At 54.5% G+C, this 17,508-nt stretch carries 20 protein-coding genes; 2 read left to right on the top strand and 18 right to left on the bottom strand.

All coding sequences use genetic code 11. The annotated features are described in order from the left end of the window. Window positions 1-106: 106 nt before the first annotated feature. From NQU17_01480 to NQU17_01450, 7 genes are all read right to left on the bottom strand, one after another. Window positions 107-322 (bottom strand): hypothetical protein, encoded by a 216-nt coding sequence (locus NQU17_01480; GenBank protein ID UUM12252.1) that lies wholly within the window; start codon window positions 320-322, stop codon window positions 107-109. Beyond that, window positions 307-780, bottom strand: coding sequence for a hypothetical protein (locus NQU17_01475; GenBank protein ID UUM12251.1), 474 nt, complete (start codon window positions 778-780; stop codon window positions 307-309). Before NQU17_01475 ends, NQU17_01480 begins: the two co-directional genes overlap by 16 nt. A gap of 205 nt (window positions 781-985) precedes the next feature. Next, entirely contained in the window at window positions 986-1,882 is an 897-nt protein-coding gene (locus NQU17_01470) for an ATP-binding protein (GenBank protein UUM12250.1), read from the bottom strand. Beyond that, complete coding sequence (locus NQU17_01465; protein UUM13444.1) at window positions 1,854-2,717, bottom strand: ATP-binding protein; 864 nt, start codon at window positions 2,715-2,717, stop codon at window positions 1,854-1,856. Before NQU17_01465 ends, NQU17_01470 begins: the two co-directional genes overlap by 29 nt. A gap of 10 nt (window positions 2,718-2,727) precedes the next feature. Beyond that, window positions 2,728-3,087, bottom strand: a complete 360-nt coding sequence (locus tag NQU17_01460; GenBank protein UUM12249.1) for a NifB/NifX family molybdenum-iron cluster-binding protein — start codon at window positions 3,085-3,087, stop codon at window positions 2,728-2,730. Further along, the gene (locus NQU17_01455; protein ID UUM12248.1) at window positions 3,084-3,497 is read right to left on the bottom strand and encodes a DUF134 domain-containing protein; all 414 of its coding nucleotides are present in this window, start codon (window positions 3,495-3,497) and stop codon (window positions 3,084-3,086) included. The genes NQU17_01460 and NQU17_01455 overlap by 4 nt, the downstream gene beginning before the upstream one ends. A gap of 342 nt (window positions 3,498-3,839) precedes the next feature. Continuing rightward, window positions 3,840-4,073, bottom strand: a complete 234-nt coding sequence (locus NQU17_01450; protein ID UUM12247.1) for a hypothetical protein — start codon at window positions 4,071-4,073, stop codon at window positions 3,840-3,842. A gap of 370 nt (window positions 4,074-4,443) precedes the next feature. On the opposite strand from NQU17_01450, the gene NQU17_01445 reads away from it, so the two are divergent. Next, window positions 4,444-4,593 (top strand): hypothetical protein, encoded by a 150-nt coding sequence (locus tag NQU17_01445; protein ID UUM12246.1) that lies wholly within the window; start codon window positions 4,444-4,446, stop codon window positions 4,591-4,593. A 644-nt stretch (window positions 4,594-5,237) separates the two neighbouring features. On the opposite strand, the gene NQU17_01440 is transcribed toward NQU17_01445, so the two are convergent. The 11 genes from NQU17_01440 to kynU all read right to left on the bottom strand — a co-directional run bounded on the left by NQU17_01440 (window position 5,238) and on the right by kynU (window position 16,182). Beyond that, entirely contained in the window at window positions 5,238-5,807 is a 570-nt protein-coding gene (locus tag NQU17_01440) for a permease (GenBank protein UUM12245.1), read from the bottom strand. After that, window positions 5,807-6,286 (bottom strand): permease, encoded by a 480-nt coding sequence (locus NQU17_01435; protein UUM13443.1) that lies wholly within the window; start codon window positions 6,284-6,286, stop codon window positions 5,807-5,809. Before NQU17_01435 ends, NQU17_01440 begins: the two co-directional genes overlap by 1 nt. 223 nt (window positions 6,287-6,509) lie before the next feature. Further along, window positions 6,510-7,760, bottom strand: coding sequence for a radical SAM protein (locus tag NQU17_01430; protein UUM12244.1), 1,251 nt, complete (start codon window positions 7,758-7,760; stop codon window positions 6,510-6,512). Between the two features lie 55 nt (window positions 7,761-7,815). Further along, the gene (locus tag NQU17_01425) at window positions 7,816-8,718 is read right to left on the bottom strand and encodes a radical SAM protein (protein UUM12243.1); all 903 of its coding nucleotides are present in this window, start codon (window positions 8,716-8,718) and stop codon (window positions 7,816-7,818) included. 13 nt (window positions 8,719-8,731) lie between these two features. Continuing rightward, a complete protein-coding gene (locus tag NQU17_01420; protein UUM12242.1) occupies window positions 8,732-9,010 on the bottom strand; it encodes an SHOCT domain-containing protein in 279 nt (92 codons plus the stop codon). Window positions 9,011-9,178: 168 nt separating this feature from the next. Beyond that, window positions 9,179-10,426, bottom strand: a complete 1,248-nt coding sequence (locus tag NQU17_01415) for a DUF4317 domain-containing protein (GenBank protein ID UUM12241.1) — start codon at window positions 10,424-10,426, stop codon at window positions 9,179-9,181. A gap of 538 nt (window positions 10,427-10,964) precedes the next feature. Then, window positions 10,965-11,276 (bottom strand): YciI family protein, encoded by a 312-nt coding sequence (locus NQU17_01410; protein ID UUM12240.1) that lies wholly within the window; start codon window positions 11,274-11,276, stop codon window positions 10,965-10,967. 234 nt (window positions 11,277-11,510) lie between these two features. Further along, the gene (locus NQU17_01405) at window positions 11,511-12,833 is read right to left on the bottom strand and encodes an MATE family efflux transporter (GenBank protein ID UUM12239.1); all 1,323 of its coding nucleotides are present in this window, start codon (window positions 12,831-12,833) and stop codon (window positions 11,511-11,513) included. 249 nt (window positions 12,834-13,082) lie between these two features. Further along, window positions 13,083-13,550 carry a helix-turn-helix domain-containing protein gene (locus NQU17_01400; GenBank protein UUM12238.1) on the bottom strand — a complete coding sequence of 156 codons (468 nt, stop codon included), beginning with the start codon at window positions 13,548-13,550 and terminating at the stop codon, window positions 13,083-13,085. Window positions 13,551-13,837: 287 nt separating this feature from the next. Beyond that, complete coding sequence (locus tag NQU17_01395) at window positions 13,838-14,647, bottom strand: GNAT family N-acetyltransferase (protein UUM12237.1); 810 nt, start codon at window positions 14,645-14,647, stop codon at window positions 13,838-13,840. 251 nt (window positions 14,648-14,898) lie between these two features. Further along, entirely contained in the window at window positions 14,899-16,182 is a 1,284-nt protein-coding gene (gene kynU / locus NQU17_01390) for a kynureninase (protein UUM12236.1), read from the bottom strand. A 323-nt stretch (window positions 16,183-16,505) separates the two neighbouring features. Here kynU and NQU17_01385 point away from each other — a divergent pair, with 323 nt between their 5' ends. Beyond that, window positions 16,506-17,444 (top strand): helix-turn-helix domain-containing protein, encoded by a 939-nt coding sequence (locus NQU17_01385; GenBank protein ID UUM12235.1) that lies wholly within the window; start codon window positions 16,506-16,508, stop codon window positions 17,442-17,444. Window positions 17,445-17,508: the final 64 nt, after the last annotated feature.

Here is a 17,508-nt window from a genome sequence, read left to right as displayed (position 1 = left end):
TTACACGAAAAAATAACTACCTCCGGAGCAACCCGGCGGCTTCCCCGCGGCATGCCAGTTTCCAATGCATTGCTCCGATTGTCTATCTATTTATCTATCCATTTATCTATGTTCTCGGCTTCAGCCTTGCTGCGATTTCATATAGGAGTTCGTCGCGATCTTTGGGCAATACTCCCTTGATCTGGATCAGGTTGGTTGGGTGAGTGGTATTAAACAGCGTTGGCTGGCTGGGGTTCAATTCTTCCAGCAGCGTCCGGAGCTCCAGCAGCAGCTCAACGGGCTGGGCCGGAACAAACCGGCCGCTGTTCACCATGGTCTCCAAAGGGGGCCGCCGAAAATTTTCAGATTCATGGTGATGATGGTCCGGGTGGTGAACTGATTGATCATGTCGGCTGTCGCCCTGGCATATTTCTCACCCTGGCCTGCCCCGGCTATTCCATACATGATGATGGTATTGAACGGAAGCCTGGCCTGATTGAGCTTTTTCGCCTCGCGGATCGCGTCTGTCCGCCGATGAGATTTTTTCATCAAGCTGAGAACTTCATTATCCTCTGATTCGAATCCGATGTAGAGCAGTCGCAGACCGTCATCGTGCAGAATCGTAAGTTCTTCCACGGTATACTGCGCCAGATTCCGGATGGAGGCATAGGATGCGACACAGGCGCAATAGGGCAGATACTGACGAATCATGACCAGGAGCGATTTCATTTTTCGGAAGCCAATGGCCAGAGGGTCTGCCCCGGTCAGAAAGACTTTTTCCGTATACCGTCCCGCGTTCATCACGCACACTGATTATAGGAACAGCCGCGCGTTACCGGCAGAAGGAAGGTGTTGAGTTCATCCTGCGGATAGTAGACCATGTCTTTTTCCATGTTCTGTTCCCCTCCTGAAATCTGCGGGACCCATCAGTTTAGCATACGTTCAGTGGAAATTCTGATCCAGGTGATTCGCATCCGGCAGGACCGCACCCAGGTGTCAGCAGGTCTTACTCTTTTTTTGAGAGTATGGTCAGGCTCTTCCCCTTCCCCAGCTGAATCAGTGTTTTGCTGAATACTTCCCGAACCGCGTCTCCGGCCGGGCAATCCAGGTCAACAATGGTCCTGCCCGTGTTGATGGCCTGAACCGCCATGGGATCAAAGGGGATCCGACCGGTAAAGGGAATTCCGCGTTCCTCGCAGAATGACTCAATCAGGGCGGCGTTCCCTTCATTGGTATCGGCCTTGTTGATGCACACCGCCACCGGGGTCTGGAATTTAGCGGCAGTCAGCACAATTCGGTCCAGATCGCTGATGCCGGACAGAGACGGCTCTGCCACGATGAGCACCAGATCCACACCGCTGATGGAAGCGATGACGGGACAGCCAATGCCGGGAGACCCGTCGATGATGGCCAGTTCGGCAGATGGTGCCGCGGCCATCAGCCGCTTCTTGACTTCCGTCACTAAAAGTCCCGAAGTGCCTGAGCCCATTTTCAGCTGGGCCGTGGAGAAGACGCTCCGGTCATCACCATACAGCATCAGTTCGCCGGCAGTTGCCGGCTTCAGTTCAATGGCCCGGACCGGACAGACGGCTGCGCATACGCCGCAGCCTTCACAGGCAAAGGGATCCACCTGGTAGGTGCCATTGACATGAATTGCCTCAAACCGGCAATGCTGGCGGCACAGATCACACTCGATGCACTGATCGGTATATATCTGCGCTTTCGGCAGGCCATAATAATCAGTCCGGTCCAATACCGGAAGATTCTGCATGACCAGATGCAGGTTGGGCGCGTCGACATCACAGTCGGCATAGGCTCTGGCCTGAGATAATTTGATAAAAGCCGACGCGACCGTAGTTTTTCCTGTACCGCCTTTACCGCTCAGAATCAGCAGCTGTTTCATAGCCGGCCACCTCCCTGATTTTTTGATGCAGTCTGGTGAACATCTCATGATACTGGGGCAGTTCACGTGCCAGGATTCGTCCATTGGAATTCAGCCGGCCAATGGTTTTATCAAAGGGTATGGACTCCAGGATTGTAATCCCCTGTTCCAGACAGTAGTCTTTGGACGGGTTGTCGCCTTCGATGCATTTATTGAGAATGACTCCGTGCGGTTTCTGAAACAGCCGCACCAGTTCATGAACCATCTTCAGGTTATGCAGCCCAAACAGGGTCGGTTCTGCCACCAGGATGCAATAATCAGCATCCCGGATACTGTCCATGACGATGCAGGCGGACCCTGGCGGACAGTCCACGATCATCGGCTGGTCCAACGGCGACTCAGCGGCAAACAGCTTTCGGATGATCGGAACTCCGGAGGACTGACCCGGATCAAGCCAGCCGGTTCGAACGGTTACCCCTTCCGAGGTGCCAGTCTGAATCTCGCCGATGGATTTTTCCACTTCATGCAGTGCCTGCTGCGGACAAAGCAGGGTACAGCCCCCGCAGGAATGACAAATGTCATCAAACAGCATCCACCTGGTCCCGACCATCGCCAGGGCATGGAACTTGCAGAATTCAACGCAGGTCCGGCAGGCATTGCATTTCGTCTCATCCACTGCCGGAATTTTTACCGTAACTGCCTCCCGCTGAATGGACTTCGGACGAAAGAAGAGATGTCCGTTGGGTTCCTCGACGTCGCAGTCCAGATAGACGGAAGGTGCAATGGCGGCCGCCAGATTTACCGATACCAGTGTTTTCCCGGTGCCGCCTTTGCCGCTTAATACCGCGATCTTCATGGGCTGACTCTTAGTGTCCATGATATCCGGGATGAATCTCTTCCAGAAGCGGAAGCTGCCCGGCCTTGAATGCTTCAATATTTTCGGTCAGGCTGCCTTCGATGCTGCGATGAATCCGGACATTTGCCCCATTCAGAACCTTGGCTGCGTTTTCGCCGCACCGGGGCGTCAAAAGTACCTGGGCTCCTGAATCCACAACGGCCTGAGCAGCCTTGATTCCGGCTCCGCCCTGGCTTTGGGCTGCCTCGTTGACCATAAAGGTACCCGTCCCGGCTTCGGTGTCAAAGATCAGATAGTACGGGGTCCGGCCAAAGGAAATGCAGACATTTCCTTCCATTTTTTGTTCATCGGCTGGTATTGCTATTTTCATCGATTATTCTCCTCATGTTCCGACCCATCATCCGGGTCATTTTCTAAGCCACTTTGGAAGCATCGGCCATACAGGCCTCTGCGGCACTGATGGCATCCCATGCGCCGTTCCTTGTCATTGTACAACTGGTAATCACCGCCTCCAATCCGCAGACGGTCGCCGTATACCAGTGCCTGAGCGATTTTTCCCCTGGCTTCCTTGTAGATTGACTGAACCGTGGCTCGGGCAACCTGCATCCGTTCGGCGCATTCTTCCTGAGTCAGTCCTTCCAGATCAATCAGGCGAATCGTCTCATATTCATCGACTGTCATAGAAATATCCCGCTTGGAGTCATTCGTTCCGCTTAGCGGCCCGAACAGCTCCATTTCAGGCAGACAGCACACTTTCCGCCACTTTCTTGGTCTTGGCATTCAATCACCTCCCGTTCTTCCCGTTTCCCATTCCCTTCCAAATCGACTGTTGATCATAGCTTTTCTTCGAGTCTAATGGATCGATCAAGTTTTCGGCATATGCTATTTATAGTTTTATAATACTCCGTTAATGGCATATGTCAATAACGGAGAGTGCACAATTTGATGGAATGCCAGGAAACAAACGACAGCTTGCTTCTCCAGTCACTATACTGAGTTCGTTCAGGGCCGCTGCCGGTTTCCATAAGGATCTGTCCACGAAGATAAAAACCACGTCCGGTGAGATTAACTGATCTCTGCAGGCGTGGTTCTGACTGGTAAATATTAATTCAGAATGAAGTTTCATCCGGAGAATATTGAATCATTCGATCCTCCGTTTTCTCCGGCCGCTCTCTCCAGCTGCTGGATCATTTCCGCCAGGTCGATGTCATACCGCCGGGCAATGGTCTCAAGGGAATCAAACAAACAGTGACATAACAGACACTGTCCGATCTGTTCGTCATAGGCGCGAAATACCGGATCCGTCTGCGGATACTGTTCCACAATGTCCAGCGGCGTGTCTTGCTTTAAAATCATCCATTCATCTCCCCCTTTTTCTTTTTCTGATTATACCTTACCGGATCGATTCCTGATACACTGAAGTCATACAACCTCCCGCCACACCGACCCGCCAGGCCGATCCAAATCGGAGACTCCTTCCCATCAGCCTGGAAAACGGCAGGGCTGAATACCAGGCAAGTCGCTGCGCAAAGTCTGAGCCATGGGAGACGAACCGGTTTCGGAGCTGAAGAACACGCTGCACCATGTAGCTATTACCGGCCCGAAAATGAATTCACATTACAGCACGGGATAAGGGTATTGTTTCCGGATCGTATAATCGATTCATTAGGCCGAAAACATGTTTTGAGAACTCTTCTCGGAAACAACAGAAAATTAAGGAGATTCTATGGATAAAATAGCCTCGGAACGGATGGAACGTTACACGATTCACCCGGGCGATATGGAAAAAGTAAAGTTTGAGGAGTTAACCGATGCGCAAAAGGCCCGAGTGAAAGAAATCGCAGAGGAATTGGGCATAAAAATCAACGACCGGTAAACTCGAGTAAAAACGTGGCGAACGGAAAAATGATTTCATATCACACAGCGCATGTGGAGCCGCGTCGGCGACAGACTCCACACGATGAACGGGTAAACCCATTTTTGACAGTCTGGAAAGTCGTGAAAGCCGTCTTTTCCGGGATCGGATCCATCGGTCGGAAAACATTGACCCCATCCTGTCCGATCTGCTGTATGATCCCCAGACCTCCGGTGATCTCTCCATCAGTCTGAGCGGACGAGACGTACCCGCACTTCTTGAAAACCTGCAGGCCTCTCCTGTGGCGTATGCCGTCATCGGCCGGGTTGAGCCCTACGCTGGCCACTATGTCATCGTCGACTGATTACACCTGAAATTTAAACGGATTGTCCCGATCAATGAACAAACCTGGCAGAAGCGGCTCAGACCGTCTGCCAGGTTTGTTCATTGATCGGGTGGGTTTCTTTTTTACCGGCCTGCTGCTGCTCTTCTCCCACTGTAGGAATGAGTTATGATTACGTGGAAGGTGCGTGACTGGTTCTTATTAAGTACGTTAGGGGTTGTTAGGGGTCATTATGGGTATGTTGCGGGATGACTAAATAGATGACTTAGCAAAGGCTGACCATGCTTCCTTGAGCTAAGCCCTGAACCGGGGCAAGCCTGCCCTACTGGTCAAACTGCTCTGCCTTCCGGTATATTTCCTCTACCTCGGCCTTACTGATCAGACGGCTGAGAATCCAGGCAATGAGGATGATGCCGGGAATATCCACGGCCAGTCGGGTCAGGGCAAAGCGATTCCCCAAAGCAGCCATTTCAAACAGCAGCATGGGGATTTTCGTGGTAGACCACGCCCCGATGAAGATCAGGATGTTGGAGAACTTCACGCCCTTCTTCATGAACACGGCCGCAACGGGAAAGGCGCCGTACAGGGGGCCGGCCGCAGCCGATCCGATGAAGATGGCCAGGAGAATGCCCACCAGTCCGGATCCTTCGCCCATAAACCGAACCATGGTTTCCCGGGGGACCCAGACATCGAGGAGTCCCAGGAGAACAAAGATCGGCGGGATGACTAGCAGCATTTCCTTGAGGGTATAGCCGGTCACGTCGATGGCTTTTGTACCCAGTTCCCGGTTGACCAGGGTGAGCAGGCCAAGAGCTGCCGCCGCAATGAGAAAGGCCCGATACCGCCGGAGCAGGGACTTCGGTCCGCGACCTGTCATTTTCTCTTTCTGCATTATCTCACCACCATTCCAATGACCCAGGCTACCACAAAGGAGAAGGCAAACGCGATGCCGTTGCGGTACAGGGTCAGCTTTTTCCCGAAGTACTTCATTTCTACCGGCATGGTCACGACACCCACCATCATCAGGGTCGAGACGAAGGCGCCGATCTGCATGGGGCCGGCTCCGCCTTTCAGCAGCAGCGCTGCCATGGGGAAAGCGACAAATCCAGGAATCAGGGTAACGGCTCCCACCAGGGCTGCCAGTATCACTCCGGACCAGCCGGATTCACTTCCGATCACCTTCGAGATCAGGGCTGGATCGGCCAGTGCCAGCAGGATTCCAACCATCAAAATGACCACCAGAAATTCCGGCAGAATGTTTTCAAAGGATTTCCAGGCTTTTTTGATCGCCATGCGGGTCTTTTTCCGATCCCGGGTCCACGACAGGACCAGGAGCAATGCGGTCACAAGGTACAGTGCCAGATTCAAAATAACTTCCTCCCTTTCTTTCAGAAAGCTCCTCTCCGTATGTCCTCGAACGGCCACCGGATGAAGGGCTTTTTCTAACTATTAATTTAGCAGAAGAATCCCCTGCCTGCTACCGGAATAAATATACCATAGTTCGTTGTCATAATAAGAAAGATTTCCATCTCGAGAAAACTACAATACTGACTGGATCATACCGCCCTTTGTGCTCTGATTCAGAACTCTCAGCTTACCTGAGGCGGATGGACTGCGGAAATGCCTGAATTCTGGAAATATTCCACATCCGGTCGATATAGGCCGTGGTATAGATCTGCTCCACCTGATGATACAGCAGCATGCCCCGATCCGTCAGACGATACCGGGTTCCCTCCTGTCTGAGAATTCCCAGTTTTTGCGCCAGCCATATTTCCCGCCCGTACATTTTGGCCAGGGGCTGGCCGATCACCTGCTGAAAGCGCGCCGGATCGATGAGCAGGCCATAGCAGCTCCAGAACAGGAAATAGGCTGCCCGCTGCCTGGACGTAAAATCCAGGGTCAGGGAGGTCGCCAGCCTGCCCTGGGAGATTCGCTCAACATACCCGTCCAGGGAATGGGTATTGATTTTGAACTGGTTTCGCAGCAGACTCGTGGCCGACAGGCCGAATCCTAGAAAAGCTTCCCGGGTCACGGAAGAATACTGGGAAGTGCCCGGCTTGGCAAAGGTCCAGACGGAGGTCCGCACCAGTCCCTGATCCTTGCAGGTTTTGGCCAGGTGCTTCAGCAGACGCAGCTTATCCTTGTCCGACATAGGATGCCAGGTGTTATGGGCAAAGGTAAAATCGATGAATGGATAGGTCGACACTTGGGTAGCGCCATTGGCAAAGGCGGTCTGAATATCCCGGGTCAGGGATTCCTCCGTCTGGCCCGGAATCGCGAAGATCAGATCCACATCGATGACGTCAAATCCGGCGGAATGAACCAGGCGCACCTTGTCGGCAAAGGGTTCCCAGGAGCGGCCCAGCTTTTCCAGACATTCCCTCTCGAAGGACTGAATGCCCAGGCTTGCCATAGTCACCCCGGCCGATTTCAATTTTGTCAGCGTCTCCGCGGTCAGATCTGACGGATGGAGCTCCACTCCGATGCCCCCCCGGATTTCAAAATACCGCTCCAGGGCAGCAATGATCTCGGCCAGATCATCCCCCATCAGGGCAGGCGTCCCACCCCCGAAGTAGAGGCTGGTCACCGGCCGTCTTTCCCGGAGATGACCCGCCGCCAGCTCAATTTCCGCCAGCAGGCTCTCCTTATACTGCCCGGCCCGCTGCGGATCATAGATCTCCTTGCAGTAGGGACAAAAACTGCACAGCGTCCGGCAAAACGGAATATGGACATAAAGCCCGAATTCCTCCAGATCCTCAAAGGGCAGCGGCTGATCCATCCGGTTTCTGAACTCAAACGGAGCCATGGACCGTGTCAGGCCAAGGCGAAGCAATGTGGTCAGCATGGTAAACTCCCTCCCTTAAATGGATCTTGCGACAAATAAGCAGACGACTGACCGGTCAGAACTGTCTGAGATATGTCCTCAAAAACTCTCCGACTACGGGTAGATTCCCCTGAAATACCAGGGACAGCTCCGCGGCGAAGGCAAAGCCGCATTGTTCGCACAAACCTGGAATCTCAATGCAGCGGCCGCAGGTCCAGCCTGCTCCGTTCTCCATCACCACGCACTGCCGGCATGGCGCTTGAAATCTGTGCTCGATGAGCCTGGGCAATGCCCGGACCAGATTCAGAATGGGCAGGCCGTCCTGCTTCATTGCCGTGATGGCCTGAACGGCTGACCGGGCCTCTTCCCCTGACAGCTGCAATGATTCTACCCCTGGATAAGGTGTGTGAAAATTGAACGCGACGGCCTTCACCTTGGTCAGCCGTTGGGCAAGCCGGCTGACTTCCTCGATGTCCTGCCAGTTGATGTTGTTGACCGCCATATAGAGGCAGATATTTCGGTTCGGCGCGGCTGCGATATGATTTAGAATCCGGTCATAGGTATCGCCCCGGATTTCATTGTGATGGCGCCGGTTTCCGTCCAGACTGACCAGGATCAGATCCGCTTCGGGCAAGTCCAGAGGGAATGTTCCGTTGGTCACAACCTGGACCAGGATAAATCCCATGGCCTTGGCTTCGCTTACCAGATCCCGCAGCGTTCGGTCCGAATCCTCCCAGAGAAAGGGTTCACCGCCGTAAAACAGCAGGATTCGAACCCCCTGCCGGTACAGGTGCTCCATGTCACGCCTTACGCTGGAATAGGGGTAAATTACGCGGGCTTTGTTGGCCACGGCACAGTGCCGGCAGGCCAAGTTGCAGCGGTCTGTCAGGATGAGGGATCCCACCAGCGGATCCTGGCGGTGAAGCAATACGGTTGTCAGTCCAAAGCGAATCAGATACATCAGATCCCGCCCTTTCATGAATATCCCCTCCTCAGGGTTTGTCCGTTGGGGCAGTGTCAGCCAGATCCGCCGCTTTCTCGCGGAATTCCGCCTGATCGATTTCCCCCCGGGCGTAGCGCTCCCGCAGGATCGCCATGGCATCATCCGGTTTGGGCAGCCATCGCCCCAGACCGATCTTTCGGAGCAAACGCACGGCCAGCACGATGGCGCCTGCCCAGAACAGCAGATACAGGGCCATGGATACCAGCCCGACCCACCAGAAATCAACGTCTCCGATCATCATGCTGCTTGGTCCATAAAACGGATGCATGGCGTTCCTCCTCTCAAAAAAGCCGACCCGGACGGGTCGGCTGGCATCAGCTCATTGATCAGGCATGGATGCTGAGGGTACAGATCTTCCCTTCCTTGCCTTGAGTATAATCCCGATCAGGCCCTCACGCAACGAGGGAACAGCGGAGAACCCATTCCTTGGACTTCGTTACAGAATTCCCGACTGGCCATTGATGATGGCCTCTTCGTCTTCTTCCAGCGGAATGATGATGCATTTCTGGCCGTCGATGTACTGGGCTTTGATCTGAGCCACTTTTTCCGGCCGCACCTGCAGCTGGACATCGATGCCCTCCGTCTGCTCCATGGTCAAGGGCAGTGTCGGATCCTGAGCGCTGTCACGCAGCATCTGCTTAAGATTTTCCACCTGTTTTTCCAGAGCCTGCTCCTTCTTGCGCTTTTCTGCAGTTTTGAGGGCTTTGGGATCCAGCATCCGATCAGCCAGGGGCAGATCGCTCTGGAAATATTCCTCGTACACTTCCTCAATCTTCTGCAGGACTTCCACCGGAGCCTTGTCTGCCAGAATATCCTGAATCTGAATACTGGTCAGGACAACGGGTTCCGGATCCGACTCCGACTGGTTTTCCTGCTCCGCCACGATGCTGTGGAGCTCTTCCTGCAGATCGAGGAACAGGTTCTCGGCTTTCTCTTCCTCGTAGCCGACCGCTTCCTGAAGCAGAGTCTGCAGGGATTCACGCTGCAGAGCGGTGGTCATGACGCCTTCGCAGCCCAGGACGGTCTCCATCAGTTCAGGATGGGGTTCCCGCGGGTTTTTCGTATAGTACAGCAGGCTGTTGACGTCCCCGCTGTGCTCGGAAAAGGCGGGAAAGAGGAATCCCTGGGCGGGAGCGGAAACAACCCAGTCCCGTCCCAGCGCTCGCATTCTTTGTTCTCCGGCTTCGTAATGGAGACCCGGATCCGACAAAGTGACCGGACAAACGGCGCACAGAATGTATTCAAAGGTTTCCTCCGACTCATCCAGCTTGAGATTGTCCCTGGTTCGCTTCATGACGTCATAGGCATCGGAGAACAGCAGGATCAGAAAATTACCCTCGGTCTGGTACGTGTCGATGATCTGACGATAGAATGCCTGGATGAGCTCGTCATCCTTCAGACGGCTCCGCTTCAGATCCACCAGCATGGCCTGCCGGCCCTCGGCTCCGATCTCTTCTCTTTGAAATCCCAGTTCCAGCAGATGGTTGCCCCAGGTGCCGGAAAGGATCTTCTTGGCAATTTCCAGGTATTTAAAGAACTCGGATTCCTCCAGGTTCAGAAAGGTTTCACGATAGGTGGCGACAATCTGCTTCTCACTGTTGACATAGCAGCCGCTGACCTGGCTGATGGTGCAGTGATCCTTCTTCAGGCGTTTTTTCAATTCAAGAACATCTTTATGCTTCAAGTTGTTTTCCCCTTTGATTCATGCTTGGCCCGTTATGGGCACGCTTACTATTATACCATTTTCCTTTCCGGTCATTCCGGTTTGAGAATCACATCATTTGCTCACTGTTCCCTCGGCTCTGCCTGCGTTGTTGAATCCTTCTCACCGCAGCAAAAAAACTGCCGAAACAGGTTTTCCGGATTCCCGGACATTGTGTCATCCTGCCGGCTCTGCGCAGTCCCCAACTGACGGTCGGGCAGAACCCGTTTTCCTCAGTAATCGCCTCAGCGTTCCCCGGTTTCCGGGTCATCCATCCCCACGATGGCAAGGTAATTCTTTCCCTTGCTTTCTGCAAGCCTCCTGCCCGGCTGGAGCCGGGCACGTCAAAACAGACGGGAACGTTGCGGCACCCGTCTGTTGATTCCCGTATTCAAATGCCCTTGATTGATCCGCCATTCCGCCATGGTCTGTCCTGGCCGCTGACCTCACTGCTTCGCTTCATCCGGAGCGGGGGTCATCATCTCAGGCTGGTCTCCTGCAAAACAGATCTGATCCGGTCTCAGGACCGGGACAGCGCGACCCGATAGGGGAAAAGCTCTGCTGTCATAATCCCTTCCGCGACCCCGGGATCGCTGGCCATGATTTCCCTGGCTTCCTCCGGAGAATCGGCTTCAAAAACTACAATCCCAAACGTCGTTTCATCCAGACCCCCTGTCTTCCCGGCCAGAATCAACCGCCCCTCTGCCAGCATCCGTTCCAGACGGGCAAAATGACGCCTGGTAATGGCTGCCTCTTTCTCGGTCCAATGCTCCGCCACCAGAAGACGTTCAACGGGTCGAAGCACATAAAGATACTGCTGACGTTCTGCCATACTCTGTTCTCCTGCCTCCTGCGATTCGTCGGAAATGTCGCAATGCATCCCTTTCCTGCCTGAACTGAACCTCGTGGCTGAGGTCCCGGTCCATCCTCATTTTACTGCTTTATCTGAATGCCTTCCACTCACGATGGCAGCTGGCATCATCCATCTGTCTGAATCACCAAAGCTCTGACCAGCGGGGGCAGCTCAACCTTGTTCGTTCATATTGCCGTCAGGCCCTCCGGCTGCTCATTCCCGGGATGGGCTGACTGCCGGGAGCTGGCTGCGCCACGCCAAAAACCAGCTCAGGAGCAGCACCATAGTTTCAGTGGCGGGGAAGGACAGCCAGACACCGGGCAGACCCAGCAGACGGCTCAGCAGGAGGACCAGCGGAATCAGCAGGATGCTGCTGCGCAGCAGGGAAATCCCGATGGCGGGAAGTGTTTTCAGCGTAGCGCTGAGATAGGAGATGAGGAGAATATTGATTCCGCCGGCCAGAAAGCCGACGAAGTAGATCTTCATGCCCTGATTGGCCATCCGGGCCAGTTCAGGATCTCCGGCTTCATTGAATACGGCGCTGATCTGGGGTGCCCAGAGCAGGACGCTGCCCAGGACCAGGACGGCCAGGATGAAAGCGACCATGGCTCCCAGTCGTCGCAGATGGCGCAGGCCAGCATTATCCTTCCGGCCAAAATACAGGCTGGCCAGGGGCTGGATTCCCTGCGCCAGTCCGGTAAACAGTGCGGTGGCAATGATGGCAACATTGGCGACAATTCCATAGGCAGCAACGCCCAGGTTTCCTGCCAGCTTCAAGATAACCAGATTGAAGGTAAACAGGGTGACGGCGGCGGCCCATTCTGTGATCAGCGCCGGGATGCCCAGAGTCAGCACCTGGCGGAAGCGGAGGGAATCAACCGGTCCGCGGCTCCAGCCAAAGCGGCTGTGATGGCCCCGGAAGTGAAGAGCCAGGATGGCCAGGCTGATCAGAGGCGACAGTCCGGTGGCAAAGGCAGCGCCGAACATCCCCATGCCCAGGGGAAACATAAACACATAGTCCAGGACGATGTTGGACAGGCTGCTGATCAGCATAGCCCGCATGGCCAGACCCGGCTCTCCGTCATTGCGCACGAAGCCCAGCAGGATATTGTTCGCCAGAAACACCGGTGAAAACCAGAGAATGGTGGCAATATAGGTTCTGGTTGGCGCCAGGGTAATGGCATCCGCCCCGAGAAATCGGGAGATCGAAGCGGGCAGCCAGGCACCCGCCGCCACAAACACCATCGCGAAGGCCGCCCCCAGAATCAGGGTATGACGGAACGCCCGGTCATCCCGCTGTCCGCCCCGGGACTGATCTACGGCAAAATCAATGGCTCCCCCTGTTCCCAGCATCAGACCAATGCCCTGAATAACTGAATAGACCACAATGGCGAAGTTCAGGGCAGTCAGCCCCACTGCTCCCAGCGCTTTGGCGATAAAGAAGGTATCCGCCAGAATATAAACCGAGACTCCGACCATCGCCGCCATGTTGGTGGCAGCATATTTCAAGAAATCACGGGTGATTGATTGTTTCATGCCTGATGCTGCCGGCCGGGCCGGCTTTCTCCTTTATTTTTCTGTCGACGGACAGTCAGCCGATCCTTCGACCGGATGCTTCCTGTCCTTGATGTTCCGCCTGACCCACGCACAGCCTGATCCGGCTCGGGGCACAAACGGTTTGCTTCCAGTCGTTCGATCTGAAGCTGAAATCGACTGCTCAGTGACAAGCCACCCGCTCCGAACAAGAGCGGGTGGCTCAGGGTGCTTCGAAATTTAGTCCGAACCTTACTTTTCCTTTGGAAGCTCCTGCAGGAGCTCAGTCAAGCGTTCCTGCGCCTCCTCCGGATTAAAGGTGGAGAAGATCCGGCGATCGTCGGGATCCAGAATCCGGAAATGGCGGGAGAACAGATTCTGCTGCAGCCGATAGCCATGCTCATCATTCAGGCTCTTCCACCAGACTTTTCCGCCCCAGGTCTTGGGGTAATCCACCGTTATGTCCCGGAACGCAATCGCAATGATGATGTCATCCAGGTCGCCGCCGGTGGCATCCTGCAGCACAATACTGCCGGAGAAAATGCTCGCCAGCGCCACCGCTCCAGTCCAGCCCAGACTTTTCCGGTTTTTTTCAATTTCGACCAGCGTCTTTTTCGAAATCCCCAGCACAACAGCCATTTTATCCTGAGTCAGTCCATATTCGGTTCGGACCAGTTTCAGTTTTCCATCCATGAATTCCACAAAATCTGCTTTTGTCATATTATGCTCCCTAAGACGTCTTAATAGTGTAAGTTTACTCACTATCACTCTTCAGTTCAAGCTTCCTCCGATAAATTTTCAGTTCAGTCAAGCATACTTTCAAGTACCTATGTTTTTAAAACCATTCTTCAGAGCACCCCAGCAGGTAACAGCTGCCACATTCTGTCCGGGAATGCCCAAGCAATTTGTCTGGGACCCTGGTATTCTGTTTGGAGCAAAGCCACTCTGCATCAGTTAAGCGATGCCCGCCCCGGCCGACTGATGTATTCACCTTGCCGATTCATTGCTTAAAACGGCAGATCATCCGCCTCGAGATAAGGCAAAGCCGGGCTACCGGATTTATCATAGCCGCTAACACAATCTTTCCTCGATTCTATTTCCGCCTCGGTCAGAAGTCCTTCGTCCAGAGCTTCCTCCCAGGTGAGGCCGTAAGGGGTGCCGTTGTCATGGTATCCGGCAATCATAAAGAATTGATCGCTGCTTTCCCAGAATTCTCCGTCATCACGGAAAGACGCCTCAGCTTGTCGGGCCTTCTTTTTTCGCTTCTTCTTTTTCGGGATCGGCTTTCCGCTGATGGCTTCTGCCAGACGGCGAGCTGATATAGGCTGCGGCGACCGGAGTTTGATTCGGTCTAACCGATAACCCTGCCAGTTTTTTTCGGTCGGGACGGCTTTGCGCAGTTCCAGAAGATTCAGCACGCTGTATCCCCTGCTTTGGAGAAAGCGGAGCATCGTCTGATTGGTGGGATGAACCTGAACATAGACCATGTCTTCTCCAAACGACCGGGCCAGTGCTTCCGCCTGGGCAAAGAGAGCGGATGCCGTCCCCTGCCGCCGGGCATCCTCCCGGACAAACAAGGCTTCCACCCAGACGGTGGGTTCCACCACCCGGCAGATCATCAGACCGACGTACTCAACTCCCTGACGAGCCCCATAGATCCGGTGTCCGGCTTCGACCGCCTCCTGCAGTTCCCGCTTGCCTGCATCGGCATCCAGGATGTTAATGATTCCCTGGAATGCATACATATCCGTGCGAAATCCGGCCGCCAGCAATGCCAGATCATCCAGATTACCGCCTTCCATTTTCAAAACTTCCATCCGCCTCACTCCCATCGTTAAGCTCTCAGTTCCAGTTCCTTTTCCATTCATATCATATCAGACGGTCCGTGGTTTTGGCTTCCCCAGAAGAGGACTTCACTGACCTGACGAAGAACTTTGACCCGATCAAGTCCCAAATGAAAACCAACCTAATAAACAACCGCAGACTCCTGCCCCAGATCAATGGGCCGAAGGACTGCGGTCTTTTGTTACAAATTGTCTGTCATACGATCGATACGGACACCATTCGATCAGGCAACCGTGCCGCGATGGCCGTCATACTGCTCGTAAGCCCGGCTTTCCATGATTTCAATGAGGATATCAACCAGACGGTAGACATCTTCATAGGAAACATAGAAGGCCACCGGCGCCAGCCGGATCACATTGGGATAGCGGAAATCCGGGATCACGCCCCGGTCCTTCAGCGCCTTGTTGATGCGGATGGCGTCCTCATGCTCGAGGGCGACATGGCCGCCGCGGCGGTCATCCTGCGTCGGATTACCGTAGGAGAAACCCCAGGTCTTCAGCTTTTCGTCGATGAGGTACATCAGGTAAGCGGTCAGATTCAGCGACTTGGCCCGGACCTGTTCGATTCCGGCTTCAGCGAACATCCGAAGGCTGCCCTCGATGGGTGCCATGCTGAGGATCGGCTGGGTACCGGTCTGCCAGGCCCCGGCGTCATGTGCCGGTTCAAAGTTCATATTCAGATCAAACTGAGTGTCCTTGCGATTCCCCTGCCAGCCGGCCAGACCCGGTCCCCGGTCGAAGTGATTCTCGTTGATGTAGAGTCCGGCAATGGCTCCCGGCCCGCCGTTGAGATACTTGTAATTGCACCAGACGGCAAAATCGCAGTCGATGGCAGCAAAATCGTGGGGTACGCTGCCAATCGAATGGCTCAGGTCAAAGCCGCAGATGATGCCGCGGTCCCGGGCTGCATCCGCTATTTTCTTCATATCCACCAGATAGGAGCTCCGGTAGAGTACGGCGGGAAGCAGGATCAGACAGACATCCTCCGTCATTGCTTCAATCAGATCCTCCTCATGGAGTGTCTTGCCGTCCCGGCTGGGCACGACCTTGACCGCATCCGCCGGATCCAGGCCATGAAGCTTGACCTGGCTGTCCACCGCGTATTTGTCCGTCGGGAAGTTCAAGTCATCCAGCAGGATCCGAAACCGTTCCGGCGTGGGGTGATAGAACGTAGCCAAAGCCTTGTGGATGTTGATGGTAGTGTTGGTACAGATGGTCACCTCACTGCCCTTCGCGCCGATGAGCGGCGCCATGAGACTGGCCAGCCGGTCCTGATACAGGAAGTAATTGGCCTCGGGATGAGACCAGACATCAATGCCGTAGGTTTTCCAGTCATCCAGTGCCCTGAGCAGTGTTTCTTCCGCGTCTCTGGAACAAAGACCGCAGGAGTTCCCATCCATGTAGATCCCATCCTGAGGGATGTAGAAGCGTTCCTTGAACCGACGCAGCGGATCCTGTTCATCCATGGCCCGGGCAAACGCCAGACCGTCCTCAAACTGACGCACCATGATTCCTCCTTGTGCCCTCAAGGGCAGACATTCTCTGTGATTGCTTGGTTCTTGATACCTGATACTTGGTTCTTGGTTCTTAGTTCTTGGTTCTTAGTTCTTGATTCTTCCTTCATTGGTACTTAAGTACTCTGGTCCGGAATTCCGTTGATTCTTGGGTGGATCAGGGCATCTGGATTTATTTACCAAAATCCTAACACCATTGCATAACCTTGTCAATGGAATTATAATGTTAGTAAACAAGGATTTTCCACGCTTCGATCAGATTTCACAGGAAAGCGGCCAGGCAGAATGGCCGGAAAGGACAGCCGATGGGAAAGCAATTGACTGACAAAAATAATCAGCTGACAGCACCGTCTCCTGCTGACACAAAGCAGAGCGGCAGCGCTGCCCGCTCAGAAACAAGCGGTTATTTTACGATTCGGGAAGCAGCTGAACTGGTCGGGGTCTCACCAGCCACGTTGCGCAACTGGGAAAAAAACGGCCTCATTCAATCCAGACGGCGTGGCAATAACTATCGGGTCTTTGACTGGAACGATGTACAGGCCCTGCAGAGGATTCGTGCCTACTCCGTGGAAGCCGGTCTGTCTCAGGATGCAATCCGCGGCCTGATGGGCCGAACCGGGCAGGCTGAAGCTGCCTCAGACCGGGAGGAACGAAAGGACCGGACTGAAATTGATTCTTCTGTACAAACTGCTCTTTCATCCGAAACATCCCTGGTCTCTCCGGAGTCCCGTCTCCTGAGAGAATACCGGGAGCAGGCCGGTCTGACGTTGGATGATGCGGCCAGATCCGTCGACATTTCCCCTTCGTACCTGAGCCGCATTGAACAGGGCAAGACCAATGCCTCCTTCGACGTCCTCAGTCGCCTGGCCCGGTTTTACGGAGAGAGCCCGCTGCGCTTTTTCCGGCCGAATGAATCGAAGGGCAGCGCCCTGGTTCGGGCGGGCGAGGGAGCGATTCTGAACTCCGGACTTTCCGGGGTAGGAATCGAATCCCTGCTGGAATCCCCTTTAGCGCCTTTTCAGGCTGCCCGCTTTACCGTCAGCCCCGGCTGCGGCGACAACCGGTCCCATGCTCACCGCTCCGGTTTCGAATTTCTGCTGCTGCTTTGCGGTCAGCTCAGCGTAACCCTGGATGAGACCACTACCTGGCAGCTCGGTCCGCAGGACTCCCTGCATTTTGCTTCGAGCCGCCCCCATGCCTGGCATAATCCCGGCCCGGAGGAAGCTGTCCTGCTCTGGGTTCATTCCTATCTCTAGCACCCAATCTCTGGAAACCAGGTTGCGATCAGCAGTCAACGAGCTGCTGAGCTGCTGAGCTGCT

This window comes from Clostridiaceae bacterium HFYG-1003 (assembly GCA_024579835.1).
Classification (GTDB): Bacteria; Bacillota; Clostridia; order Clostridiales; family Clostridiaceae; genus JG1575.
The sequence above is the reverse complement of the archived record's forward strand: the minus strand, read 5'-3'. Positions and strand labels throughout refer to the sequence as shown.